Source organism: Mycobacterium sp. smrl_JER01 (assembly GCF_048513595.2).
Lineage (GTDB): Bacteria > Actinomycetota > Actinomycetes > Mycobacteriales > Mycobacteriaceae > Mycobacterium.
Window position 1 is genome coordinate 3275095 of sequence record NZ_JBLXXK020000001.1, and the last position, 24723, is coordinate 3299817.

Here is a 24723-nt window from a genome sequence, read left to right on the forward strand (position 1 = left end):
TCAGGACGAGGGCGCGTTCGCCCGCGAGTGCCCGCCGGCACGCCGCCACGAAGCCTTTGCTGCCCGATCGACGGGACCCGGAATGCACGCCGACACTGACGCGGCACGTACATCGCCACCGACATGGGATAGGCCGTGCTGGTCAAGATGCTGCGCTCACGCCTCAGCTCGGCGGTCCGTGTCGGCATCAGCGCGTATCCAGTCTCCAGGTTCCTCGCTACGCCACCGTCATTGCACGGGACCACACCGGGCGTGTCCGGCAGGGTCATCCCGGTCGGCGGCCATACCATCAGAGACGTGCCCACCCATGGGCGCGCGGCGGCGCAGATTCGAAACAGCGAGCTGATTGATTACCGGCCCGCTGAGGGTGAATCTGTCGCTCAAATTCCGGTCGACGAGCTGTGGTCGGTGCCGTTCGAGAGATGTGCGCCGGTCCGCAAAGCCTCGACGTACAAGGGTCAGAAAAACTTCACCGGCGAGTAGTGGTGCTCGACCACAGAGTCGCACATCTCATTCGAATCGTGGGTTGAACGTGATTTTCTGATCGCAGCCGACTTCGATCCAGACATAATTGGAATATCAGTACAGCCCTTCGCTTTTCGCTTCGTTTCGACCGCAGGCAAACAGCGGCAGCACACACCTGATGTGTTCCTCCGAACCAGATCCGGCGACGGCATCGTCGTGGATGTTCGACCAGACCGACTCGTGGACGGTGACGCTCGCGAGGCATTCGAATCGACCGTTGCGCTATGCGACCGTGCCGGGTGGACCTACCGCTGTGTTGGAGATCAGCCGCCGATCCGAGCCGCGAACTTGCGTTGGCTCGCCGGCTACCGGAACCCGCGAAATCGACGGCAGGACGTCGTTACCAACTTGACCTCGCTACTGGCCCACAACCCGACGACAATCGGCGCAACCGCCCTCGCGGCGGGCGAACCGATATTGGTACTACCCACTCTCTATCACCTGCTCTGGACCCACGTGATCGACGTCGATGTCGACTCGGCGCCGATCGGTGAACATACGCTGATCCGATTGGCCACACGATGACTGCTGAGCCCGCCAAAATCGCCATCGGCGACTTTTGTCGCTACGACGGCAAGTTCTGCGAGCTGGTGGCGATCGACGGAATGATAGCGAAGCTACGTCGCGAGGACGGTCAGCTCGCAGCAGTCAAGATTGCGGACTTGTTCGCGGACAGTTCATTCGACGTCCTGTCCCCCAGCGTTCGTCGCCGCCCAATCCCACCCGACTACTTCTCCGCGCTGCCGAGCCCGGTCCAGGAGCGTGTTCTCTGGCTAGAGCACCACATCTCCGAAGTGGTCGACGGGATGCCTGTCGGGTCTCCGCCTCAGACCACTCCGCGCAACGGATACGACATTCGATCGACATCACTCGGACAGCGAGAACGCAACAAATGCTCCGAACTTGATGCCGCTGGAACCCCATTGGGCCTGAAGTACCTTCAAGAACTCCGTCGCCGTTACGAACGATCCGGCGTTGCCGGGCTGGTTGACGGCCGTCTTCACCGTCGGCGCTCGCCAAACCGGAGGGTCGATAGTCGCTACGTGGGCGTGCTGGTGGAGGTGCTGAACGAAAACGAACTGCAGTCGACGCGCACAGAGATCGCCTTGAAATGGCACGTGGACCGGCGAGTGGTTGACAAGTTCGGCGACGGCGTGAAACTGCCTTCTCACACCACGTTTCATCGGCTGATGAAGCAGCTCCCCCAGGCGCGTCACGCCACCGGATCCGCTCGAACCCGGCAGACGAAGAGCCATCAGCCGGAGGGTGTGTTCGGTAAGGTCGTCGCGAGCCGTCCCGGTGAGTGGATGCAGATCGACACCACGCCGTTCGATGTCGGCATCCGGCTCGCGGGGCCGCACTAGCCTCGATCGGCGCTACTGCGCGGGCCTACGTCGACATGTACCGCAAGTACACCGACGACTTCCCCCGCGAATCCCGCGACACCGCATACGAAGACCGCATCAAACGTACCTACCCCATCCACCCAGAGCTGTTTGACCGACTTTACGAAGAGTGGTCGTCATTAGAGCGATTCCAGCGCACCCGCGGTGTGCTGCGGTTGATGAGCACGGTGATCCACGCACTCTGGACCGGTGAGGACGCTTCACCGTTGATCATGCCAGGGTCGATCCCGTTGGCTACCGCGAACGTGAATGCTGAACTCACTCAGTACCTTCAGGACTCGTGGAAGGCGATCATCGACGCTGATGTCGACGGACCCAACTCCGAGCCAGCGCGGATCGATAAGGAGAAGCCGCTTTTCGGACAGCGCTCGCTCACCAAACGCCTTGCCCGCACGGTTTTCTTCGGTGCCGCACCCACCATAGGGTCCGCCCACAAGGGCCTCGAAACCCAACGGGTATTTATCGGGACCGCCGTCCCGGGTGATGTCCCGGGGAACTTCCACTCCGCGCTGACCCAGCTCGGCGATCGTGCGACGTACTTCTACTCCGGCTCTGGCAAGTACTGGTACGACCTGCAGGCCAACATCACGCGCACGGCGAAGGACCAGGCGGAGCGTCTCCATAAGGAGGATGTCTGGGCCGAGATCGTTCGCCGACTTCAGGTCCAAGCCCGTACGCGCGGGGATTTCGCTGGCGTCCACGTCTGCCCCGAGTCGAATGCCGATATTCCTGATACTGACGAAGCGCGGTTGGTGATCCTGCACCCCAAAGTCGCGCACAAACGTGGAACCGACTCGCCGGCCAAAGCATTCGCGCATAAGGCCACCGAGCAGCGCGGCACCGCGAACCGTACAAACAGGAACATGCTGGTGTATCTGGCTGCTGACGAGGCACGACTGGAAGAACTAGACATTGCCACGCGTGACTATCTGGGGTGGACTTTAGTACTTGCCAGCGAAGCTGCGCTCGACCTCACCGACAATCAGAAGAAACAAGCGGCCCAACGGCAGGCGCAGGCCGACCAGACCGTGAAGTCTCGTCTGTTGCAAACATTTACGTGGGCGCTTGTGCCGTCGCAGCCGAATGCGAGCGCACCATTCATTGTCCGCGAGACGAAGGTTGAGGGCCAGTCGGAATCGCTTGCCGAACGGGCCTCTCGAAGGCTGGGTAGCGACGGTGAGCTGTCGAATCGGCAGGCGGCCGTCACAGTTCGGCTCGCCATCAATAAAGTGCCGCAGATCTGGAAGGACGGCCACGTCTCGTTGGGGACCCTATGGGGTCTGTACTGCCAGTACCCGTACATGCCGCGGCTGCAAGAACGGCGAGTGCTGGACGAGGGCGTCCTCGACCTACCGCTCATCTGGGAAACCGACGCGTTTGCTCTTGCATCCGGGCTGGATGACGTTGGGCGATACGTCGGACTCTGGATCCCCGGGGACACCAATTCAGCTCCCACGCCAGCGGACTCGCTGCTCTTGGTGCGCCCTGACGTCGCGGTAGAACAACGGAGCCACGAAGCACCCCCTGAACCTTCTCCTGGTCCCGGTCCGGAGCCCGGACCCGTCCCTGGTCCTGCGCCCGGGCCGAGACCTGGTCCGATCGATATCGCGTTCACGCGCTTCTACGGCGTGAAAACGCTCAGCTCGGACAAGATTGCGATGGACTTCAAGAACATCGCAGATGAGGTAATCGCGAATCTCCGTGAACAAGGCATCAACCTCGTCGTGAAGATCGAGATCGAAGCGGTGGACTCAGATGGCTTTGACGAGAACAAAATTCGTACCGTCTCGGAGAACGCAAAAACGTTGAAGTTCGATCAGTCGGGGTTTGAGTCGGAATGATCGACTGCAGCCAAGCCCTAGAAGAGAAGCTGTAGAAGTGTCGCGATTCGTTCCACGACCGCAGTCGACCTCGTTCTTCAAAAAAGGTTTCGGCTCCACTGTGGATAATGGTGGCCGCGACCTTGATGAGTGGTTGGAGAGCACGCTGAAGCGTGAGCTTAAGCTCGACTCGATCGAACGTGACGATGACGGCGACATCGTGCTCGTATCAGGCAGCGCCGTCGTGTACGTCAGCACGAGGGACGACGGAACGCCATGGATCGGAGTTTTCTCTCCGCTGCTTGAGGACTTCGCCATGCGGCCTGAGGTGTACGAGGGCCTTGCCCCCGTGTAGTGGACACGGGATTTGTGGTTACGCGGCTTGTGGCAGCGTAGTGGATGTGTGGGTGTTTTCGTAGCTGGCCGGGCTGGAATAGGCGCAGCGGGAGTGCCTCCGTTTCAGGTTGTAGCGGACCAGCCAGCAGAACACTTCGCGGCGGCAGGTGGGCGCGTCGGGCCAGTTGCTGCGGTCCTGCAGGATCTCGCGTTTGAGGGAGGCGTTGAACGACTCAGCGAGTGCGTTGTCGGCACTTGACCCCACCCCGCCCATAGACTGGACGACGCCCAGATCTGCGCAGAGTTCGGCGAAATCGGTTGAGGTGTACTGACTTCCGTGATCGGAATGGAACACTGCACCGGCCAGCGAGCCGCGCAGCGCCTCGGCGGCTTTGAGTGCATCTTCGACCAGTTCGGTGCGCATATGCTCAGCGATCGCCCACCCGGCGACTCGGCCGGAGAAGCAGTCGATCACCGTCGCCAGATACAGATTCGACCCGGTCGCCAACGGTAGGTAGGTGATGTCTCCGACATACTTTTCATTCGGTGTCGCTGCGGTGAAATCCCGGCCGAGCAGGTCCGGAACCTTCTGGTTCGCCGGATCCGGCGTCGTGGTCTTCACCCGTCGTCGGCGGCGGTAGCCGGCAATCCCGGCGGTGCGCATCACCCGTGCCACCCGCTTGTGGTTGACCCGCTCCTGGTCGGGGACACCGTCGTTGAGCTCAGCGGTGATCCGCGGCGCACCATAGGTGCTATCCGCATCGTGCACAGTGCGGATACGCGCCTCGAGTGCCTCGTCCGCGGCCTGACGCGCAGCACGGCCGCCAGCGCCGGCCAACCAGGCATAAAACGAGGAACGCGCGACCTCGACGACCGCGCACAGCCACTTCACCGGATAGGCGTCGAGGTGGTCGGCGACGAACTGAAAGCGGCTCACCAGTTCGTCTCCCCGGCGAAATATTTGGCCGCCGACCGCAGAATGTCACGCTCGGTCGACAACCGAGTCTGTGTGGCACGCAGCTGCTGCACCTCGGCTCGGAGCCGGGCCAGCTCCTGATCAGGGGTTTCCGCACCCGGCGCCGGCTGTCCTGCCGGAGTCAGGTTGCGGTGCCGGATCGGCACCCCGGCCGCTTTGCACCACGCCGATAACGTCACCCCACTGATACCGAGCTCGGCGGCAATCTCGGTGACCGTCGCGCCCTCGGTATCCCGGTACAGCGCTACCGCGTCTCGTTTGAACTCTTCGGGATAATTTTTCCTTGCCATCGGTGTCGATCATCTCGCTTCCCCCGCCAATCTTGCGGGATTCAGCGTGTCCAACACCTGGGGTCAGGGCCCCGAGGCGGTGAATGCGATCAATCGGAACACGCCGTTCGCGAAAGCGACCGTCGATCCGGATGGTCCACAAATTGTGCTATCGGCGGAGCTCCACATTTTCGATGGTCTTTCGCCCGAGCAGCTCATGGCCACCATTGATCTCATTGCAGACCGCGCGGACCACTATGACACTCGGCTGCAGAAGCGATTCGGCGGACAGACCATGCTCGATGATGATGAAGGCGACGAATTCGATGTCTAACACATCGGGACGGTTGCTTCGGCAGTTCAGCGACGAGATTATCGAGCTGGCCGAGCGCGTTGTGCTCTCTACTGCCATTGTCAAAGGGCAGACGCGTGACTTCGACGAAGGTAGCGGGTCAGCGTTTCTTTACGATGTCGAACACCTTGTCACGAACAATCATGTGGTCGAAGGAATGGTCGACCCTATCCACGTCCAGCTGCCCGCCGCTCGGCAGACCGAGGCACGGGTCGTGGGGCGGGATCCCTTGACCGACCTCGCCGTCCTGCGAGTTGATCCACAACCCGCTGAACCGCTTTTGATTTCGGCTCGCGGGGCACGGCTCGGAGAAATCTGCTTTGCATTCGGCAGCCCCCTGGGTGAGTTTCCGGAGAGCATCAGCATTGGCATCGTAAGCGGATTGAAGCGAAGCCTTCCTGCTGGGGACAAGCAAGCGATCTTCGACGTGATCCAAACGGATGCGGCGATCAACCCCGGAAACTCCGGCGGACCATTGGTGAACGTCGATGGCCTTGTCATAGGAGTGAATACGGCAGCTATCCCTGAGGCCGACGGTATTGGCTTCGCGGTCCCGGCCGACACCGTCGCGGAGGTAGTCCAGGAACTCATCACCTACGGAGCTGTTGAACGCGCGTCACTGGGCGTCAGCGTCGCACGCCGATCCGTCGATAGAGCACCGGGAGGGCATGCCCTTGTGGTGACGGCTGTTCGCGATAACTCAGCAGGCCCCTTTGAGCCCGGCGATGCGATCGTTGCTGTCGGGGATCGCGACATCCACTCCCAGAACGACCTATTGCGCGCGTTGCGCCGCGACGTCGCCAATCGCAGAGTAGCAGTCGTGGTCCTGCGTGGTGACCACGAAGTCTCGATTGAATGCCGGCCCCGGAGCGTGCGAACATTCAGCTGAAACACCCGCGGGGGAAGGCGCAGTTCAACGTGCGGAGCTCGGGTTCGTCTGGCCGAGTGCGATCAATACCTGATCCGCTGCTTTCCGCACCTGCGCGGCGAACTCATGCTGGTTGTCAACCGCGAATGCTTCTGCGTACGACCAGGTTCTGCGGATCTGGACGCCGGGGCGTATATGAATCTGTATGCCAGCCTTCTTGCCGTCTAACCAGTGGTGAAGGCTTTCCTGCTCCGCGGCACGAGCGTAGCGGCGGTCTACCAGCCAGCCGAAGAAATCCGGATCAGCTATCTCATCGCGGGTTCGACCGCCGGCGCGACCGCTCTGGAAGTCGTCGATCCACTGGCCTAGGTATTCTTCCGCCGACAGCAGTCTGGTCGGAATCCAGCGTTGAAGCGGTTGGGCGAACCGATGGGCAAGCTGGAAGTTGGGCTCGACCGTGAAACCGGCGTGAGCGTCGAGTTCAAGCAGCGTATCGACTCTGCCCCGATCTGAGTAGAGATACGTGTACTGGGGTTGGAGCTCCGCCGGCCAGACACCCAAATGAACGAACTGGCCATCGGCAAAGAGTGCAGCGCGGTCGGCACCACGAACATCCTTGGCAGCGAATTTGATTGTGACGCCAGGCGACAGCGTGTCCCCGCGCGGAGCAAGGGTTCCTTCCACCGCGCTGGCTTTCGGTGAAAGCCCTGTCGCCCACTGCAGGACCGTACCGAGTCGGTCGAGGACGATTAGAGTGTCACCGGTATCTAACGTCGATGGCATCGAACTGGATCCCTTTTGGGCAAAAGCCGGCGGCCGCGGTGGTCGCGGATGCTTTACGCCACTGCCCCAACCGACCTCCCACCCCTCGCCGGCGTCGAAATAGTCGGCGTACGCGACAGGTAGCGCCTTGGTTCGCTCAACAACACGAAGGAGCTCGGCGAACCAGGCCATGTATGCGGGGTCGTCGTGGGTAGGAGTGACTTCGGGCAACGCGCTCAAAATCAGATCAGCGACCCTCTCGGGTGTCGTCGTCACCGTCACCTCTCCGCCGGCGAACTCGGTGAGCCCGCCTGTCGAGTACCGAAGTGCGATGTCCCAGTCGGTGACGTCCGGGTAAGCCGCATCGTCAATCAGATTGTCGCTGAGTGTGATTGCAACTCGCCAATACATCCCTGAAGGGCTTACTCCCGGCAGGATGCGCAGCCGATGGTAGCCGCGTTGATGCAGCACGCGGACGCCTTGCAAGATCCGGATCGGTGTCGACGACGCCAACTCTGCGCTCACTTGCTCGTGCATCTCGGAGTCGAAAGCCACCAGGCGCACCTCCTCGACACGAGAATTGGCCGCGGCAATGCTCTCGATCGCGGCGGCTATTGCATCTTTGCGCGGCCAGCCGAAGGCGCCGGTGCTGATAAGCGGAGAGGCAACGACTCGAGCACCGAGTTCGTCAGCAACTTCCATGGCTCGCCGATAGCAGGACTCCAAGAGCGAACGGTCTCGCTGGCCGGCGTTGTAGTTCGGTCCCACCGTGTGGATGACCCACTGGGCAGGTAGGTCGCCTGCTGTCGTCCAGCCGGCATCACCTGTGGGCAGCCCGTTGGGGAAGCGCTCAATGCAGTCGCGCAGGATGGCGGGGCCTCCCGCGCGATGAATCGCGCCATCTGCGCCGCCACCCCCGCGCATACCAGTGTTCGCTGGATTGACAACGGCATCGACCTCTTGCTGGGTGATGTCGCCACATACCGCGGTGATTTTCAGCACGCATCCAGTATGCATCTGGGTACTGACGTCGATGCGGCCTTCGCCTCCAGCGGGCCATGGGCTCGGATCCGATCGGGTGGGAAACCCTAAACACTGCTGACCGGCGAGTTCGAGGAGCGACTGCGTGGACGAACCTCGACCTAATGGCCCAACTTGGTGGGTCTGGCCAAAACGCGAAATGCCATGCCGGGTCCGCCGACGGACTCAACACCCTCCCAGTCCTCGGCGCCGTGTCGTTCTGCGATCCAAACGGCGCGGGGACGGAGTTGCGGCGCTGCGGAGATCCACTCGACGTCGCTATTTTCATCTGTCGCCGAGAGGATGACCCAGTAGATCTCGTGCGGTCCCAGCGTCGGCGTGCCAGCTGATTGCAGCCGAAGCACCTCCACGGTGTCCGAGTCGCAAACACTGACGGGCCAGCGTTCGAGCACATCACTGTCATGGTCGGAAGGAGTCGCAAGGTCACCCTTCGTCAGACGCACCTCGGCCATACCGGTGCTGCCATTCCGCAGTCTCAAGCCGACGCCGATCTCATCAAGGTCGACTGGGTCGCGGACAAAGAAGGATTGGGCGACGTGGTGTTCCGCGGGCGGGTTGCCACGCTTGGCTCCCGTCGCAGAGCGTGATCCACCCGGATCGCACTCGTCGCGGGGTCCGAAGCCGTCAGTGATTACTTCTATGCCACTCGATTTAAAGGCGGAATGCTCACCAATCTTCGCCAGCACCCATTCGACGCCCTGCAATAGATCCGTTGACGTCCAGCGTGAGCCTGGATCCTCTCGAACGGTGCGGTCAATGATAGCTGAAATGTATTGTGCGACGTGAGGATCTGCGACGGCTAACGAACCGTGTTCGAACCGTTCTCTCACGAAAACCGTTCTCCTGCTTGTCATCCAGTGGAGAACTTTTCCGAGGCTGTAAACGTCACTCGCTTCCTGAGCCGCATCGAGACTTCCCGCACCGCACTCTGGCGCTGCGAACGCCGCATTGCCGAACCCTTCCACTGTCGTGAGCATCACGCCAGACCCCATATCCGCGCAGATCCCGAAGTCGATCAAGTACGGCTTGCCGTTCTGATCGACAACGATGTTGTCGGGCTTTATATCGCGGTGTACCACCCCCTGCGCATGCGCATCATGGACGGCGGTTACCACTCCTCGGAAGCGTTCGAAGATGGCCCGGGGTTCAACAAGATCCGGAAGCGCGGTGAGATTCTCACCTACGTAGGCCGTCACGAGGTAAGAGTCCTTCTCACCGATGTCGGCGTCCACGACGGCGGGGATATGAGGCGATTGCAACCGGGTCAACATTTCGATCTCGCGTTTGAACCGGTCGATCCGCTTGGGGTTTTTGAGTCGCTTGAGTACCCACCCTGTAGACCCGTCGTCGGTATTACGGACCAGGAATGTATGCGCCTGGCCACCCTCTCCCAAGGTCTCGACTGTCTCCCATCGCCCAAATCGCTTTGCCATGTGGACTATCCTCTCGCGCTCACGACGGCTGGGGGTGCCGGGCTTGTCAGCAGCCGCGCAGCTATTCGAGCAAATTCGGTCTAGACGATTAAGTGACGTCTCCCGCTGAGCGAACTGCAACCTCGACGTGCCATTCCGCGCGAGCGACGAGTTCGTCGAACGTGATGATTTCAGGGTCATGAAGGTTTCGCCGGAATAGCTCGAAACTCCGAAATTGGTCGGGAACCGGCCCTCCCGCAGCACCAGTGAGTTGCTCGAGCGTTCCTGCGATCACGAATGATCGCGGGCGGAGAAGGAAGGTGCCCGTGGGCAGTAGCTCACCGTCGGCTGATGTGTCCCGAAGGTATTCACCTATATCGCGGCACGCCAGGTGTACAGACTGTTGAACTTGCACGACAGCACCTGCAAGTTCTTTTGCGGGAGACCAACATCCGGATCGGTACTCGCCTTCAAGTAACGGAGTGCGATGGTGTTTAATCTCAGCAAACGCCAGCGACCGGATGACGCCGGCCGTGCGGAGCAATGCGTCAACCCTCTTACCGACGCCACTGACGCTCCGGCCGACTACGGTTTGTTCCAGTCGGTCGTTGTCCCATGAAGTCAGAAGTTGGCCGCCCAACCCGATCCCGAGAACCCAAGGATTTTCCTCGAGAAGGCTCTGCCACGCGCGTTCGGGGCCGCCGGCTGCCTCTGCCGCCGAATCGAAAGCGGCATCGTCGCTTAACCAGCGCCGCATTGTTTCGGCCACGTGCTTTCGACGCTGAAGAGCAATAACATCGTCGGCTTCGGCATCGGTTTCGATGAGCGCGCGGAACCGCTCTGGGTCTCGTGAATATAGGTTGTGGAAGGCAGTCGGGTCGTCGAAGAGGTCACGAAGAAGTTGGTCGTCGACGTATACCGAACTGTCACCCTCAACGGGGACCATCTCGATCGCACGCAGCATGTCGATGAGACGAGTGGCTTGATCCCGATCGAGTTCGAGCACGGTTTCCAACCGCGTGGCATCGCCGCTTGTCGGAACCTTTTGGACGCGCAGCTTTCGAACCGCGCCCTGTTCACGAGCAATTTGAAGTTGTAGTTGCTTTCGCCCACCGGGCGTTTCGTACACCACTTCCCTTGTCCATTCACAATGTTCGTCGTCAGCTTGCTGCACCTCGTCAAACACGCGGTATATGTAGCGGGATGGATGGCCAGCATCCCGCCCAAACTGTGCGAGGAAGCTCCGAGTCGCATACGTACGCGTTGTCAATCGCCCCTCGGCGTAGGTCACTTCGTTCGGCTCGGCCGGAACGTCAAACTCGAACGTAGGCACCCCGCTCCCCGAGCATTTTTTCGGACCAGTTCGTTGGCAACTCTACCGTCGTGGCGACCCACCGCGAGGGATTCGTAGGGTGCTGCGTGATCTATCTGATTCTGTAACCGTCGAGACATAGTCCTGAGATCAAGACGGCTCGTCGACGGAGGTAAACCGAAATTGGCGGCGATGCACCTTTTCAGTTGATCGCTGCGCGGCAGTTTGAACCGTCCCGGGTTTCATGCACCCTCAGGTTTCTGTGATCCGGCCGGTCTACCGGTCACGAGTTGGGAATAGTAGCGGGCTTCGGCTTCGGCCGGCGGAATGCGTCCGAGGCGGTGCATCAGGCGCTGCTGGTTGTACCAGGCGACGTAGTCGGCGGTGATGTATTCGACGTCGCCCACGGTGTTCAGTGGGCCGCGGCGAAACGGGGAATCCGCCCGGACACATTCGTTCTTGTACAGGCCGATGGTCGTCTCAGCCAGCGCGTTGTCGAAGGCATCCCCAACACTGCCCACAGACGGGCGAATTCCCGAAAGGCTCAGTGTCTCACCGAATCTCACACTCGTGTACTGCGAGCCGGCGTCGCTGTGATGGATTGCGCCGTCGACGGGATGGCCTTGGCGGGCACGCAGTGCAGCGGCCTGACGCAGCGCGGATTCGACGAAGCGGGTGTGCTTGGACGCCGAGGCTTCCCAGCCCACGATCGACCCGGCGTAGACGTCGATGACGAACGCGACGTAGACGAACACGCCGGTGACGAGCTTGACGTAGGTGAAGTCGGCCACGAGCAGCACGTTGGGTGCGGCCACCCCGAACTGGCGGTCCACCAGGTCCGGCGGTCGCACCGCCTCCGGGTCGGGGATCGTGGTGCGGACCCTCTTCTGGCGGCGCACGCCTTGCCAGCCGTTCTTGCGCATCAGGCGTTCCACGGTGGACTTGGCCACCGGGATGCCCTCACGCTGCAGATGGGCCCACATCTTCAGCGACCCGTACAGCGACTCGGGCCTGCGGCGTCCGTGCTCATCAGGCTCGTAGTAGCCGGCTAGGATCTCGGTGATCGTGGCGTCCCACAGGGCCCGTTTCGAGGGCGCCCGCACCGCCCAGGCATGAAATGTCCGCGGGGCGATCGGCACGGCGTGCTCGGTGAGCACGCGGCAGATCGGAGCGACCCCGAAACGGTCCCGGTGGGCGGCGATGAACTCGCAGACCGTAGCGGTCAGCGGCGGTTGCGCGAGTCGCTCTCCCGCACGAAGAAAGACGTTGCCGCCTTGAGGATTTCGATAGTCTGCTCCAGCTCGGCGTTACGCCGTTTCAACGCCCGGATCTCCGCAGCCGCCTCCGAAGAGACCCCGTCTCGATCACCGTCATCGACCTGTTGCTGGCGAATCCAATTACGCAGCGTCTCGGCGTTCATCCCCAACCGTTTGGACACCGCGGTAATCGCCGCCCACTCGCTCGGATAGTCCTCCCGGTGCTCGCGCACCAGACGGACCGCCTTCGCTCGGGTCTCCGGGTCGTACTTGCTCGGCATGACATGCACCTTCCCAAGGAAGGAGGTGCGCATCAAACGCGGGATGGTTCAGTTCAGCGCCCTCCCATGGCCTTAGTCCTTTGCAAACTGACATCCGATCCGGAACTAGTTGGGAGTAATCCGGGAAGACCTGGCAGCTGTCCGATTTCCCGCCCTCCGTTCCAGAACTATCTGAGAGTGACTCCCGCCCGGGTCCTGCCCATGCACCTGCGAATCTTCGGCCAGCGCAATCATGGCGCTGAGTCTGAATCCACGACTATCTGACAGCGCAGGACGGGACGACTGGCAGTCCAGATCTACCTGACAGTGGCGGACACTCCGCGCCCTCGAAGTCCAGCGTGAACCGTTTAATTCGTCACTGTGACGTTATGTCCGCGATGCGGCGTCCCCTGTTTGCGCAGGCTAGAGCCGGGCAACACCCAATAAAATGGATAACGTTGATTATCCATCTTGTATCTGCGAGGCTGACCGTGTGTCGCATGAAACCGATCCCGGCTACTCCGTCATCGAAGGCGTTGTTGAAGCTGGTGCCGTCGCGCCGGCCGTCGATGAGATCCCCGAGTGGTTCCAGCAGTTCTTGGATCACCGGCAGGCAAGTAAACCCTCGGCGCACACCATGAAGGCCTATCGCCGCGACTTCGTCGCCATTGCCAATCTGCTTACCGGTGGTGAGCCGGCCCGTCTCAGTCCAGCTGACATAACTCGCGATTCGATGCGGGCTGCGTTCGCGGCGTTTGCAGCCGACCACGAGGCGGCATCGATCCGACGCTGTTGGTCAACCTGGAATGTGTTGTGCACCTTCCTCTATACCAACGAACTTTTGGCGGCCAACCCCATGCAGCTCGTTGGACGACCGAAGCTGAAGAAGCCGCTGCCGAAAGCGCTCCCCCGAACCGCTGTGGAAGCACTGCTCTCTGCTGTCACGCAGGAGTCCGATACTCGCCGAACAGATTGGAAAGAAAGAGATCTCGCGCTCATCCTCACTGCACTCCTCGCGGGACTGCGGGCCGAAGAACTGCGCCTGGTCGATGTTGGCGACATACGAACGCTCGACGACGGCTCCGCAGTGATCAACGTGAAAGGCAAAGGCGGCAAGGAACGCAACGTCCCCATCGAGGCACCCCTGCTGGAGATGATCGGAACCTATTTGGATAGTCGTGCCGGACGGTTTCCTCAGAGCAAGAAGCGCACATCGTCGCCGACGAGTAGACCATTGTCGGGCTGGCCGCATTCCGCCCCGCTATTCGTCGGTCGGGACGGTGAACGGATGACGCGGGGCACCCTACAGTCACGTATCAAGCGCGCGTTCAAACGCGCAGGACCGGACGCGCGCCCCGTACCCGGCGCCCTGGTGCACGGACTTCGCCATACCTATGCAACTGAGCTCGCGACCTCGAATGTCAGCGTCTACACACTGATGAAACTCCTCGGACATGAGTCGATGACGACATCGCAGCGGTACGTTACGGCGGCGGGGATTGAAACACGAAGTGCAGCAGCGCAAAATCAGCTTTACTCCCTACTGACCGAACAGCGGGAAGACGATGGGACCAGCTGAGAACGAAGCGATCATGTGCCCTTGCGACTCTCGGCGCGGACGTGAGATTAGTTGCCTTTCAACACATTATGTCACTGTGACGAATATCCGGTGGGCTTTCTTTGGCCGTTGGTTGCTGGTATGGGCACCTTCCACGGCTCGGAGTGTGCCGGCGAAGCCTTCGCGCATGAACGAACGACCCATCCGCATTCGCGCGCCGCTAGACCCGCCTTTATGCCGTCGGCGATGCTGTGTGCGTGGCCGCAAGCGGCGCGCTCGTAGGCCGCCAAGGAGCCCGCAATATTTGTTGCCTAATGTCGAGTCGGGCGCTTCGGCACCGGGCTCGCGAAGCCTCTTAGCGGAACTTGGGGTCCTCCACTTACTGTGCGGGGCGCCCTCCGCCACGCCGGGCGGACCTCAGCATCATGTGCCGCTGCACCTCAGGATGACCCCTACCGCATAGTACCAATAATTGGTACTTTTGGTTGCATGGGTAGGAACACATCGTTCAGCCTGGACGAGCATTTCAACGCCTTCATCGAAGGCGAGGTCGCCTCTGGGCGGTACGGTTCCGCCAGCGAGGTGGTGCGTGCTGCACTGCGACTCCTCGAGGACCGGGAAACGCGACTGAATGCCCTGCGTCAATCGTTACTTCACGGCGAAAATAGCGGTCAGGCAACGTCATTCGACTTCGATGCTTTTATCGGACGCAAACGGGCGGAACCACGCTTTCAGTGAACCGGTTCGTACTGTCGCCGGCTGCTCAGGCCGACCTCGAGCAGATCTGGGATTACACCTGCGACCTGTGGAATGACGATCAGGCCGAGAGTTACATCCGCGAGATCCAACGTGGGATCGAGCTCGTGGCCGACAATCCGCTCATCGGACGCTCCTGCGAGGAAGTCCGCCCTGGGTATCGCAGACACCGAGTGGGCTCACAGACCCTGTACTACCGAGTCGGGGCCTCGGATCTCATCGTGGTGGTCCGCGTGCTCCACCAGAGCATGGACGTCGATCAGAACCTCGATTGACGGCGTGCATGGTCGTCCCACCGTGCAGCAGCATCTTTACCTCGGCCGATAGGCGCCGAGTAGCCCCACCTCTCGTTGACGTCAGGTCGGACTCGCGTTGGTTCGCGGCTCCTCGACCGTCTGGCATTCACCGAACCCACAACGAGGCGCATCCGGACACGTTGCGCCTCAATCGGGAGCTCGTCCTCAGAGCCCGAGAGCAGGAAGCGGCATCGGCGCCAGACGATAGGTAGGCGGCTCGGTGCCGTGCAGGTGCCTGACGAAATAGTCCCACGTTCGACGGTAGGAATAGTGGGTGTAGCCAAGCAGAGCGTGCTCGGCCCCGGGAATGAGGATCATGTCGAAATCTTTGTCGGCCTGGATGAGCGCATGGGCCAGTCGCATAGTCATGTACGGATGGGCGTTGTCGTCGAGCTCGCCGTGGATGAGCAGGAGTTTGCCCGTGAGGTTGGCGGCCAGTGGAATATTCGAGATGGACGCACGGCCTTCGTCGCTGAGGTCGCCGTGGTAGTTTTCGGCCCACATCGCCAGATTGACGTTGTTGTCGTGGTTTCCAGAGACCGCGACGGCCACCCGATAAAAATCGGGATAGGTCAAGATGGCGCGGGCGGCGGCGAAAGCGCCCGCGGACAGCCCGGTGATGCCCACCCGCGCGGTGTCCAGCCAGGGATGGCGGCGGCCCAGTTCGCGGATCGCGGCGACGTGGTCGTCCAAGGCGCCGGCGTTACCCATGGCTCGATACGAATGGTCGTGAAAGGCCTTGCTGCGAACCGCCGTTCCGCGTCCGTCGATGACCACCACCGCGAATCCCAGCGCGGCGAGCGGCTCCGGATGCCCGACGTGCGGCGAGTCGAACGCGGCCCCGGCGTTGTAGTTCTGCGGTCCGGGGTAGATGTGCTCGATCGCCGGGTACCGCCGCTGCGGGTCGAAACCGTACGGACGCCAGAGTAATCCGTAGATCGGTGTCCTGCCGTCTGCGGCCAGGGTGCAGAACCGTTCGGGAGGGCTCCAGCCGGCCGCCATCAGCGCGGCGGTGTCCGGTGCCTCCAGCTCGGTGAGCACCTGTCCGGCACCATCGCGGACCACAGATTGCGGCGGCAGCGACGGCGACGACGCCCGGTCGATGAAGTAGCCGCCCTGTGGGGGGCTGATGCCGTCGTGGTCCAGATCGTCGTCGGTGAGCCGCGTGAAGCCAGAGCCGTCCAGATTGGCGCGGCAGATCTGCCGAACGTAGGGATCGTCGGAGACCAGTCCGGCGGCCACGAACCACACTTGCCGCGAGTCCTCGTCCAGCCAAAGCACCTTGCGCACCTGCCACTGCCCGCGGGTCAGTTGAGTGGCCTGCTTACCATCAGCCGGATACAGATACAGGTGCCCCCACCCGTCGCGCTGTGACCACCACAGCATCTCGCCGGTCTCCAGTACCCGCGCCATCGGCGGGTCACCCAGCTGCGCGGTTGGGTCCACCCGCGTCTCGCCGGTCTCGCTGATCAGGGTGGTGACCGCGCCGGTGCCCGGGTCGAGGTGGCGCAACTCCAGCGTCCGAGCGTAGCGCTCATGGTGCAGGAAATGCACGCTGTGGCCGGATTCGCCTGTCCACCAGGCGTAGACGACGGCGGTCGCGTGCATGATCGGGGCGGGTTCGCCCTGCTGACGCACCACTGTGCGGTCGGCGACATGCAGGACGTTCCACGTCATCATGGCCTGAGCCTCTTCACCGGGCATGGTGTAGCGGGTCCGGTACTCGACCGGGCGGCCGCCGTCTGCGGGCGACGATTCGACAAGGACAAGTTCGGGCAGGTTCCGCTGATCGATCTTCTGCACCAGCAGGCGCGTCGAGTCCGGTGACCACTGCACGACGAACGGCGGCGGCAGCCCTACCGCCCGCATCAGGGCACGCGCACCGGTCGCGTCTGCCAAGCCGCCGTACTCCAACTGCGGTTCGGCGTCATCGGTCAGCGCGGACTCCTGTTCGCCGTTACGGGAGCGGACCCAGACGTTGCCGTCACGGCGAAAGGCGACCCAGGCCCTGTCCGGCGACTCGACCTCCCACGGCAGCGACGGCGTGCTGTCGCTGCTGACGCACGTGCCCGCGCTGTCCGACCACTCCCAGCGCGCATCGACGGCGCTGAACCGGACGGTTCCGTCGTCGCTGATGTCGACAGCGGCGAGCGGCAAATCGTCGCCCGTGACCGCGTGGCCCGAGGCCAGTGAGAGCGCCGAGGCCAGCCGATAGTGGTCGAAGGCGTCTTCGCGGCTCTTGTTGGCGGGATCCACCACGGTGAACCGCGTGCCCGTCTGGTACCAGAACCGCTTGCCGGCCGAGAGCCAGTGCTGGCGCACGGCTGCGCCCGGCACCAGGCGCGCCCTGTTCAGCAGGAGCATCTGCTCAGCGCGGGGGTAGTCGGCGTCCGTCAGAGGCAAGATCGTGTCGTCGGACGTCATGTCTGTATGCAACACTGTGCCGCCGCGGCACAGTCAAGGCTTGACTCGGCCGTGATGTCGTTATCGACGGCCACTGCGGTGCCGGCATTGCTGGTGGGGTTGTGGGCGGGTGACGTGATCGACCGGATGAACCGCCGGACCTCTTAGGCTGACGTTGGCCTTCGGCGCCCTGCGTGGTGACCACCCCGGTCGGTCGAAAGATCCGATTATTCGGGTGGACGACATCGCGTGGCTGAAGTTCGACAAGCCCGACCTCGTGCGCGCGGAAGCGTTCGCCTGGGCATTCGGGTTCGGGATCGCGCTGCGCGACCCGCAGGAATTGCACCTACGAGGGACCAAGACCGGTGCACACTGCGTCATCGTTCGGCGTGGGCGGCAGGGCCGCTGTACCGGGCTCGCGCTGCGCGCCGCCGACGAGGTCGACGTGCTCCGCCTGCAGATAAAACCGGCACCCCTGTGCAGCCACCACCGGAATCGATCGGCGGAGTGTCGGTCCAGCTGTTTACACCGCCGAACATCTCGGCTACCCCCTTCTCATGTTCGATGACGGTGCGCTGTGAACGCCTCTCTGGGTTCGTTTTCGGAGGCGGTGACAATCCCGGCCCAAGCCGTGCGCGACGCGTTGACCGGCGCGCCGAAGGTCGTGTTCCTCGATGACGGTCCGACCGGCACTCAAACCGCTCGCGACCCGCCGGTCCTCACGCGCTGGACGCACGGAGACGTGTCGTGGGCGCTCGGCCAAGACACTCCCGGCTTCTTTACCCAGACCAACGGCCTCGTCGTCGTGGGGTCCCATGTCGGTCTGACCACGCGGCAGCTCGCTGTGCTGACCCACTCTCGTGAGTGCGCGTCGGTGGAGCTCGATGTCGACACCATCCTCGCCGAAAAGTCCTCTGGTGAGCACATCCGAGACGTCGCCGCCGCCGCGGCGGCCGCGCTGGAGCGCAGCACCGTAGTGCTGAGCACGACACGGACCCTGCGAAAAGGTGCCGACGAGGCGTCGAGCCTGGCGATTGCACGCGCGAACAGCGCTACCTTGACCGCCATGGTCCGAGCGATAACAGCCTCAGCCTCAGCCTCAGCCTCAGCCTCAGCCTCAGCCTCAGCCTCAGCCTCAACACGATCGTCGTCGCCAAAGGTGAGATCACCTCGTCCGATGTCGCGACCGAGGGCTTGGGGATCACCCGGGCCTGGGTCCGTGGGACCGTACTCGACGGCATCGTGTCGCTCTGGGAACCGGCAGACCAACCCAACCAACCCGTCTACACCGTCTTCCCGGGCAATGTCGGTGACGACACCGTCCTCGCCGAAGTCGTTCTGAGATTGGAAAGTCAATGACACTGCACGTGGCCGTCACCGGCGGCGCCGGCTTCCTCGGCACCCGCCTTGCGCATCGGCTGTTGTCCGAGCCGGTCTCCCTTGCCGGCCGTCCGCCTACCGATGTCACCCGATTGACCCTGCTCGACCTGGTCGCTCCCGCCGAGGATCTGGCAGAGCATCCTCGAGTGCGGCTGTTGGTCGGCGAGCTCGAGGCGAGCGTCGATCAGCTCGACGATCCCGACGTAATCTTTCACCTTGCCGGAGTTGTCAGCTCGGCAGCTGAGCAGGACTTCGACCTCGGCATGCGCACCAACGTCGACGGCACCCGCGCGCTGCTCGAGTACGCGAGACGAATGGACCGGCCGCCGGTGGTGGTGTTCACGAGCTCGCTCGCCGTCTTCGGGAACGACCCTGCCTTCCCTCCGCTCGACGGGGTCGACGATGACACGTTACCTCGTCCTCAATCCAGTTACGGCATACAGAAATTCATCGGCGAACAGCTCATTGCCGACTACACCCGAAGAGGATTTCTGCGCGGCCGGTCAGTTCGACTCATGACGGTCTCCGTGCGACCCGGAAAGCCGAACGCCGCCGCCTCCAGCTTCCTGTCGAGCATCATCCGTGAACCGCTGGCCGGATCGCGTGCTCGGTGCCCCGTGGATCCCGACACACCCATCGCGTTGTCCTCCCCCATTCGCACCGTCGCGGGCATCATGACGGCAGCCCGCGCATCCGACGAAGACTGGGGCAGCACCACGGCCGTGAACCTGCCCGCCTTGACCACCACTCCCCGCGACATGGCAGCCGCGCTCGATGCGGTTGCGGGCGCGGGTACCAGCAATCTGATCGACTGGGATCACGATCCGGCCATCGCAGCGATTGTGGAGAGCTGGCCCGCCAAGATCGGCAGTCGACGCGCCGAAAGACTGGGTTTGACAGCGGATCCGGATTTCCACTCGATTATCCGCCATTTCCGCGCCGAGACCGGTGCGGCGGCCCCACAATGACCTGACCGGCAACTGTCCCGCTCTCCGGCCGACGCTTCCGTCGTGCGAACGCTCAGTACTCCAGCAGTCACGACGCGCGGCGCGCGCCGTAGCGGACGCACGTCTTTGTTCACAGCGGCCAGGAGCAACCCCCCTGATAGGCCGCGAGCATGGCCCCAGGCCTCCCCGCTGGCACAACGACTTGATGGGCGGCTGGTATCAGGAGCGGGGTCAACGCCGTTTGAGGTCTTTGTTGTTGGCGGCCAGCACTTCATCGGACATTTCGGGGTCGGCCTGGGCGATGGCGCGGGCGATGAGCTGTGCGCCGACCAACTGGCTGAACAGAGCGATGGCCTGCTCCCGCGCCCTGCGTGCATCGAGTCGGGTGTCGGTCTGCTTCGCGCCGCCCTGGAGTAGCTCGGTGATCGCAGCGAGGTAACCGTGCAGGCCCCGGCAGTACTCCTTCTGAGCCGGCAGACCGTGCCGTCCGGCGTCGGCCGCTAACGCTGCGGAGGCACATCCATCTTCAGGGTGATCGCGGTGGTCGGTACTCAGGTAGCTGTCGATGAGGGCATTCAGAGCCGCCCGACTGGAGCGGGGATGGGCCCTGATCAGGGAATCGACGTGACCCAGAGAGGTGGTGAAGCCCTGGTTGAGGACTTCCAGGGCGAGGTCTTCCTTGGACGAGAAGTGGTTGTAGAACCCGCCGTGGGTCATCCCGGCCGCCTTCATCAGCTCGTCGATGCCCACCCCGTCGATTCCGCGTGCCCTGAAGCCCTGGCCCGCAGCGGCCACGATGCGCTCGCGATTACGTTCTTTCTGCTGCCGTGAAACACGGGGCATCAGACACTCCTCCCCGACGTGCATGTGAGCCGTCTCTGGCCCGACCATCGATGTCGTCCGTCATCAAAAATCATGATAGCTCGGCTGGCTGACCGGCGCCGACAACTTGCAACCATCTCGTGCAACCTGGGTCCGCTTGACGACTATCGATGACGCATGACAGCATTAATTTAATGATGTGGATCGTCATCAAACCACCCGAAAGGACCGGGAGCCCATGAACTTCGGAATCATTGGCGCCGGCACCATCGCCCGCGCCCTCACGAATCATCTGGTGACCGCTGGGCACCCCGTGACGTTGAGCAACAGTCGCGGTCCGTCCACTCTTCGCGAGGTGGTAGCCAACTTGGGGCCGTCGGCCTCGGCGGGTACGGTCGCGCAAGCCGCACAGGCGGACATGGTGTTTCTCGCAGTGATGTGGCCGGATATCTCGGCCGCCTTGGCTGACCTGCCGCCGTGGAACGGCCGCATCCTGGTCGACACCACCAACCAGTTCGCGCGACTGGACCCGGTCGAGGTCGCCGACCTCGGTGATCAGACGGGAAGCGAATGGGTTGCTGCCCTCGCGCCGGATGCTCGTGTGATCAAGGCATTCAACACGCTTCACGCCCGCTACATTGCACCCAACCCGCGCCACCCTGCCGGGCGCCAAGTGTTGTTCTACGCCGGCGACGACGCCGCCGCAAAGGCAACCTTTCGCAACGTGGTCGACGGTTTCGGCTTTGCCCCGGTCGACATCGGAGGCTTGCGAGACGGCGGCCGACTGATGCAGGTCGGCGGCGGCCCACTCTCGGCCCTACATGTGCTCAGACAGGACTGACCATCGTGCAGTCCGGTGCACTACCTGGCTGACCAACCCCACGAGCCAATCAGGACAGAAACTAGTGGGGGCGCAATGAAAGCACTCGCTTACGAGCGGGCTCATTCGCTGGACGCATTCGCCTTGGATTTGGTCGACGTCGGCGAGCCTCGGCTTCGTGCCGGCGATTTGTTGGTTGAGATCCGCGCCATCGCGGTCAACCCTGGAGAGGCATTCATCCGTTCCATACGCAGCGCTAAGCCGGGCGGGCGGGTGATCCTGGGCTGGGAGTTCGCAGGTGTCGTCATCGAGACCGGCACCGCGGCCAACGGATTCACAACCGGTGATCGGGTGATGGGTACCGGCGACGTCACACGCGACGGTTGCTGGGCGCAACGGCTTGCAGTCGACCACCGAGTGGTCACGAAGATCCCGGACCAGCTCTCCTTCGCCTCTGCTGCATCGCTGCCAATCGGTACGTTGACCAGTTGGGAGGCGATGTTCCGCGATCAGCCGAACCTCCCGCCAGGAGTGGAACGGGTGCTCGTCGTCGGCGGCGCCGGCGGAGTCGGATCAATGGCGACGCAGCTGCTCAAGGCGAGAACCTCAGCGTTTGTCATCGCCACCGCCTCCCGTCCGCAGTCGCAGGAGTGGTGTCGCGAGATGGGCGCCGATCTCGTGGTCGACCACACTGCAGATGTCTGCGGGCAACTGGAACAGGCTGGTATCCATCAGGTCGACATGGTGCTGTCGACCGCGGGGACCGCGAGCAACCTCGCCTGGGTCGGCGCGCTCATACGACCCTTCGGTCACGTATCGACCACCGATCCCGGAGCCCCGCTCGACCTCGCTCCACTGGTTCAGAAGTCCGCTTCGCTACACACCGAAACGGTGTTCAGCCAGACAACGGTCGGCACGGACCCGAGCAGCCAAGGAGAAATTCTGCGAACCGTCGCTGACTATGTTCTCAGCGGCCAGGTGCGTCCGATCGTTACGACACAACTCGACGGTCTGACCGTGCACAACATGAAGATCGCGCACACGTTGCTCGAAAGCCACAGCACCATCGGCAAGATCGTCATCGAAACATGACCCTGCGGCAAACCGCCGCCCCTCCGAGAGAAGAGGCAGGACATGACTGATCCGGAAGACATGAACACGCAACTGATCCAGGAATTCCGCGCTAACGACGGCAAAGTCGCCAGTTTCGGCAACGGCGAGATGCCCCTGCTGGTGCTGCACACCACCGGAGCCAAGAGTGGACGCAAGCGGGTCTCGCTGTTGATCTATCAAGACCTGGGCGGGAGCTGGGCGGTTTTCGCCTCCAACGGCGGAGCCTCGACCCACCCGGCGTGGTACCACAACATCATCGCCAATCCCCATGTCGAGATCGAAGTCGGTAGCGCGACCCACAGAGCTCTCGCCCGGGTGGCGGACATGGTTGAACGACAAAGTATTTGGGATGCCCAAAGGGCAGTGATGCCGGAGATAGACGACATCGCCGCAAACTCCAGTCGGCTCATTCCGGTAGTTGTTCTCGACCCGGCCCCATAACTGATGTGTAGGTCGGGTTGCGAAACGCACAGTGCAGTGGCGTCCGCGTCATGTCTTTCGCGGCGTGGTCGTAGATGTACGGGGACAGATCGCTGGTAGCAGGTGTGTTGGTGTGATGCGAGGAGGCCCCAGGTAGGGGGTGGCTTGCCTCGGCCCGACGTCCCTTATTGGAGGGACTGCGACCCGAGAACCAGGCATGTCATCCGCGCCCCACGGCCACCGCCGCTCGTTATGAAACCGATTCGGGTCAGGCGATTGAGTCTACCTGGAGGTCACAAGAGCTCGGTCACATCGCCGATGGGCGGGTAGCGCGCGAGCGGACGTGGCGGCACCGGCTGGACGCCAACCGGCACAACGGGTTCGACGATGTCCACTCACTTGTCGATGACCACCCCCGGAGCTGCTTCGCCCGCGAACGGAAGCGTGTGGAACGCCTACCTAGAAGATCGGGGAGGTTGGTGCGTCGAGTAAGTCCGCCCGGCCGCCTGTAGCGGCGTTCAAAGCGCCCAGATCGGTCCTCATGTTGTGCGGATATCCCAGTTCTATTGCGCCGACGGCGTCGAGTCTGTCGATCTGTGCACGGGTCAGATGAAGCTGTTCCGCCGCAAGATTGGTGCTCAACTGCTCTGTGGTTCGCGGGCCGACGATCGGGATGACGCCCTTGGTCATCGACCAGCGGAGCGCAACTGCCTCGGCAGTGGCATTGGCTTCCTGGGCCACCGCTTCGACAATATCCAGTGTGGAGGACTTGTTCCCGTCTTCTTCACGGTGCAGGAACTGGCTGATCGAGCTCTGCGCGCGGCCACTTTCTCCTCGACGGTACTTTCCCGTAAGCAGGCCTCCGCCGAGGGGCGAATAGCCCAGCACACCCAGCCCGAAGGCTTTCGCCATCGGCAGAAGATCACGTTCGGCTGCCCGTTCGACCAAGCTGTACTCCACTTGGATGGCGGCCAAGGGTGCCCAGCCCCGCGCCGCGGCGAGCGTCGCGCCTGTCGCTACCCGCCAGGCAGGGAAGCTGGAAAGGCCGACGTAGAGCGCCTTGCCGGAGCGAACAACGTCATCGAATGCGCGCATGATTTCGTCGATCGGCGTCGCGTTGTCTGGGGCGTGCGCCCAGAGCAGGTCCACCCGTTCTGTTTTCAGTCGCCGAAGACTTGCCTCCAGCGATTGGATCATCGGTTTTCTGCCGTTACCGGTCATCTGGAGGCCGCTATCCATCGTCGTGCCCGTCGAGTACTTGGTGGCCAGTACGATTTCGTCGCGGTCGGAAGCGATCATGTCTGCGAGATAGACTTCGGCATCGCCGAACTGATAGTTGCTGGAAGAATCGACGAGATTCCCGCCGGCTGAACGATATTGATCATAAATGGCCTGCGCCTCAGTAACACTCGCGCCGTGTCCCCAACCGCCTCCGAAGTTCCCAGTTCCCAGAGAGATCGTTGCGACACGCAATCCTGATCGGCCCAGATATCGATAACGCACAGTTCGCTCCTTGAATCGGGGATGTCCTGTCAGCGCCGAGCGCCCCATCACAAGCAGACGTACGAGCACTGCATCGATATTCACGATGCGGGACTCATCCGATACGGTCC

The 24723-nt window shown here is 62.5% G+C and carries 21 protein-coding genes and 3 pseudogenes; 16 read left to right on the forward strand and 8 right to left on the reverse strand.

Annotated features, from left to right (window positions below; all coding sequences use genetic code 11):
• The first annotated feature begins 135 nt into the window (after positions 1–135).
• The 5 genes and pseudogenes from ACNUDN_RS15420 to ACNUDN_RS15440 all read left to right on the forward strand — a co-directional run bounded on the left by ACNUDN_RS15420 (position 136) and on the right by ACNUDN_RS15440 (position 4106).
• A complete protein-coding gene (locus ACNUDN_RS15420; RefSeq protein ID WP_498450158.1) occupies positions 136–483 on the forward strand; it encodes a hypothetical protein in 348 nt (115 codons plus the stop codon).
• 12 nt (positions 484–495) lie between these two features.
• Positions 496–1050: pseudogene (locus ACNUDN_RS15425) on the forward strand (TnsA-like heteromeric transposase endonuclease subunit); the annotation flags it as partial.
• A complete protein-coding gene (locus tag ACNUDN_RS15430; RefSeq protein WP_419122757.1) occupies positions 1047–1889 on the forward strand; it encodes a hypothetical protein in 843 nt (280 codons plus the stop codon). The pseudogene ACNUDN_RS15425 and the gene ACNUDN_RS15430, both read left to right, overlap by 4 nt.
• Positions 1880–3772 (forward strand): annotated as a pseudogene (locus ACNUDN_RS15435) (DUF499 family protein); the annotation flags it as partial. The gene ACNUDN_RS15430 and the pseudogene ACNUDN_RS15435, both read left to right, overlap by 10 nt.
• A gap of 37 nt (positions 3773–3809) precedes the next feature.
• Positions 3810–4106, forward strand: coding sequence for a T3SS (YopN, CesT) and YbjN peptide-binding chaperone 1 (locus tag ACNUDN_RS15440; RefSeq protein ID WP_419122758.1), 297 nt, complete (start codon positions 3810–3812; stop codon positions 4104–4106).
• 18 nt (positions 4107–4124) lie between these two features.
• On the opposite strand, the gene ACNUDN_RS15445 is transcribed toward ACNUDN_RS15440, so the two are convergent.
• Positions 4125–5353, reverse strand: a protein-coding gene (locus tag ACNUDN_RS15445) for an IS3 family transposase (protein WP_419120833.1) whose coding sequence is annotated in 2 segments (ribosomal slippage) — positions 4125–5041 and positions 5041–5353 — 1230 coding nt in all. Because the reading frame shifts where the segments join, the coding sequence is not laid out codon by codon here.
• A 46-nt stretch (positions 5354–5399) separates the two neighbouring features.
• On the opposite strand from ACNUDN_RS15445, the gene ACNUDN_RS15450 reads away from it, so the two are divergent.
• Both ACNUDN_RS15450 and ACNUDN_RS15455 read left to right on the forward strand, forming a co-directional pair.
• The gene (locus ACNUDN_RS15450) at positions 5400–5666 is read left to right on the forward strand and encodes a T3SS (YopN, CesT) and YbjN peptide-binding chaperone 1 (RefSeq protein ID WP_419122759.1); all 267 of its coding nucleotides are present in this window, start codon (positions 5400–5402) and stop codon (positions 5664–5666) included.
• Positions 5635–6573 carry a S1C family serine protease gene (locus ACNUDN_RS15455; protein ID WP_498450159.1) on the forward strand — a complete coding sequence of 313 codons (939 nt, stop codon included), beginning with the start codon at positions 5635–5637 and terminating at the stop codon, positions 6571–6573. Before ACNUDN_RS15450 ends, ACNUDN_RS15455 begins: the two co-directional genes overlap by 32 nt.
• Positions 6574–6597: 24 nt before the next feature.
• Here the strand turns inward: ACNUDN_RS15455 and ACNUDN_RS15460 are convergent, their stop codons facing one another.
• The 4 genes from ACNUDN_RS15460 to ACNUDN_RS15475 form a co-directional block, all read right to left on the reverse strand.
• Complete coding sequence (locus tag ACNUDN_RS15460; protein ID WP_419122761.1) at positions 6598–8316, reverse strand: macro domain-containing protein; 1719 nt, start codon at positions 8314–8316, stop codon at positions 6598–6600.
• A gap of 140 nt (positions 8317–8456) precedes the next feature.
• Positions 8457–9788, reverse strand: a complete 1332-nt coding sequence (locus tag ACNUDN_RS15465; RefSeq protein ID WP_419122762.1) for a serine/threonine protein kinase — start codon at positions 9786–9788, stop codon at positions 8457–8459.
• Positions 9789–9876: 88 nt separating this feature from the next.
• Positions 9877–10953 (reverse strand): Shedu immune nuclease family protein, encoded by a 1077-nt coding sequence (locus tag ACNUDN_RS15470; RefSeq protein ID WP_419122763.1) that lies wholly within the window; start codon positions 10951–10953, stop codon positions 9877–9879.
• Between the two features lie 368 nt (positions 10954–11321).
• Positions 11322–12616, reverse strand: a protein-coding gene (locus tag ACNUDN_RS15475; RefSeq protein WP_419122764.1) for an IS3-like element ISMysp3 family transposase whose coding sequence is annotated in 2 segments (ribosomal slippage) — positions 11322–12343 and positions 12343–12616 — 1296 coding nt in all. Because the reading frame shifts where the segments join, the coding sequence is not laid out codon by codon here.
• A 472-nt stretch (positions 12617–13088) separates the two neighbouring features.
• On the opposite strand from ACNUDN_RS15475, the gene ACNUDN_RS15480 reads away from it, so the two are divergent.
• The 3 genes from ACNUDN_RS15480 (at position 13089) to ACNUDN_RS15490 (ending at position 15184) form a co-directional block, all read left to right on the forward strand.
• The gene (locus ACNUDN_RS15480) at positions 13089–14174 is read left to right on the forward strand and encodes a tyrosine-type recombinase/integrase (RefSeq protein ID WP_419122765.1); all 1086 of its coding nucleotides are present in this window, start codon (positions 13089–13091) and stop codon (positions 14172–14174) included.
• A 468-nt stretch (positions 14175–14642) separates the two neighbouring features.
• Positions 14643–14891 (forward strand): type II toxin-antitoxin system ParD family antitoxin, encoded by a 249-nt coding sequence (locus ACNUDN_RS15485; protein ID WP_419122766.1) that lies wholly within the window; start codon positions 14643–14645, stop codon positions 14889–14891.
• The gene (locus tag ACNUDN_RS15490; protein WP_419122767.1) at positions 14888–15184 is read left to right on the forward strand and encodes a type II toxin-antitoxin system RelE/ParE family toxin; all 297 of its coding nucleotides are present in this window, start codon (positions 14888–14890) and stop codon (positions 15182–15184) included. The genes ACNUDN_RS15485 and ACNUDN_RS15490 overlap by 4 nt, the downstream gene beginning before the upstream one ends.
• A gap of 186 nt (positions 15185–15370) precedes the next feature.
• Here ACNUDN_RS15490 and ACNUDN_RS15495 read toward each other — a convergent pair whose 3' ends face one another.
• The gene (locus tag ACNUDN_RS15495) at positions 15371–17629 is read right to left on the reverse strand and encodes a S9 family peptidase (protein WP_419122768.1); all 2259 of its coding nucleotides are present in this window, start codon (positions 17627–17629) and stop codon (positions 15371–15373) included.
• Between the two features lie 823 nt (positions 17630–18452).
• On the opposite strand from ACNUDN_RS15495, the pseudogene ACNUDN_RS15500 reads away from it, so the two are divergent.
• From ACNUDN_RS15500 to denD, 3 genes and pseudogenes are all read left to right on the forward strand, one after another.
• A pseudogene (locus tag ACNUDN_RS15500) lies at positions 18453–18635 on the forward strand (hypothetical protein); the annotation flags it as partial.
• A 137-nt stretch (positions 18636–18772) separates the two neighbouring features.
• Positions 18773–18967, forward strand: coding sequence for a nucleotide-binding domain containing protein (locus ACNUDN_RS15505; RefSeq protein WP_419125180.1), 195 nt, complete (start codon positions 18773–18775; stop codon positions 18965–18967).
• Positions 18964–19956 carry a D-erythronate dehydrogenase gene (gene denD, locus ACNUDN_RS15510; RefSeq protein WP_419122769.1) on the forward strand — a complete coding sequence of 331 codons (993 nt, stop codon included), beginning with the start codon at positions 18964–18966 and terminating at the stop codon, positions 19954–19956. Before ACNUDN_RS15505 ends, denD begins: the two co-directional genes overlap by 4 nt.
• A 210-nt stretch (positions 19957–20166) precedes the next feature.
• Here denD and ACNUDN_RS15515 read toward each other — a convergent pair whose 3' ends face one another.
• Positions 20167–20778 (reverse strand): TetR/AcrR family transcriptional regulator, encoded by a 612-nt coding sequence (locus ACNUDN_RS15515; RefSeq protein WP_419122770.1) that lies wholly within the window; start codon positions 20776–20778, stop codon positions 20167–20169.
• A gap of 217 nt (positions 20779–20995) precedes the next feature.
• On the opposite strand from ACNUDN_RS15515, the gene ACNUDN_RS15520 reads away from it, so the two are divergent.
• The 3 genes from ACNUDN_RS15520 to ACNUDN_RS15530 all read left to right on the forward strand — a co-directional run bounded on the left by ACNUDN_RS15520 (position 20996) and on the right by ACNUDN_RS15530 (position 23131).
• A complete protein-coding gene (locus tag ACNUDN_RS15520) occupies positions 20996–21598 on the forward strand; it encodes an NADPH-dependent F420 reductase (protein ID WP_419122771.1) in 603 nt (200 codons plus the stop codon).
• A 75-nt stretch (positions 21599–21673) separates the two neighbouring features.
• On the forward strand, positions 21674–22669 hold the full coding sequence (locus tag ACNUDN_RS15525) for a zinc-binding dehydrogenase (RefSeq protein WP_419122772.1): 996 nt from the start codon (positions 21674–21676) through the stop codon (positions 22667–22669).
• 42 nt (positions 22670–22711) lie between these two features.
• Entirely contained in the window at positions 22712–23131 is a 420-nt protein-coding gene (locus ACNUDN_RS15530) for a nitroreductase/quinone reductase family protein (RefSeq protein ID WP_419122773.1), read from the forward strand.
• Positions 23132–23569: 438 nt separating this feature from the next.
• On the opposite strand, the gene ACNUDN_RS15535 is transcribed toward ACNUDN_RS15530, so the two are convergent.
• On the reverse strand, positions 23570–24697 hold the full coding sequence (locus ACNUDN_RS15535) for an aldo/keto reductase (RefSeq protein ID WP_419122774.1): 1128 nt from the start codon (positions 24695–24697) through the stop codon (positions 23570–23572).
• Positions 24698–24723 lie beyond the last annotated feature (26 nt).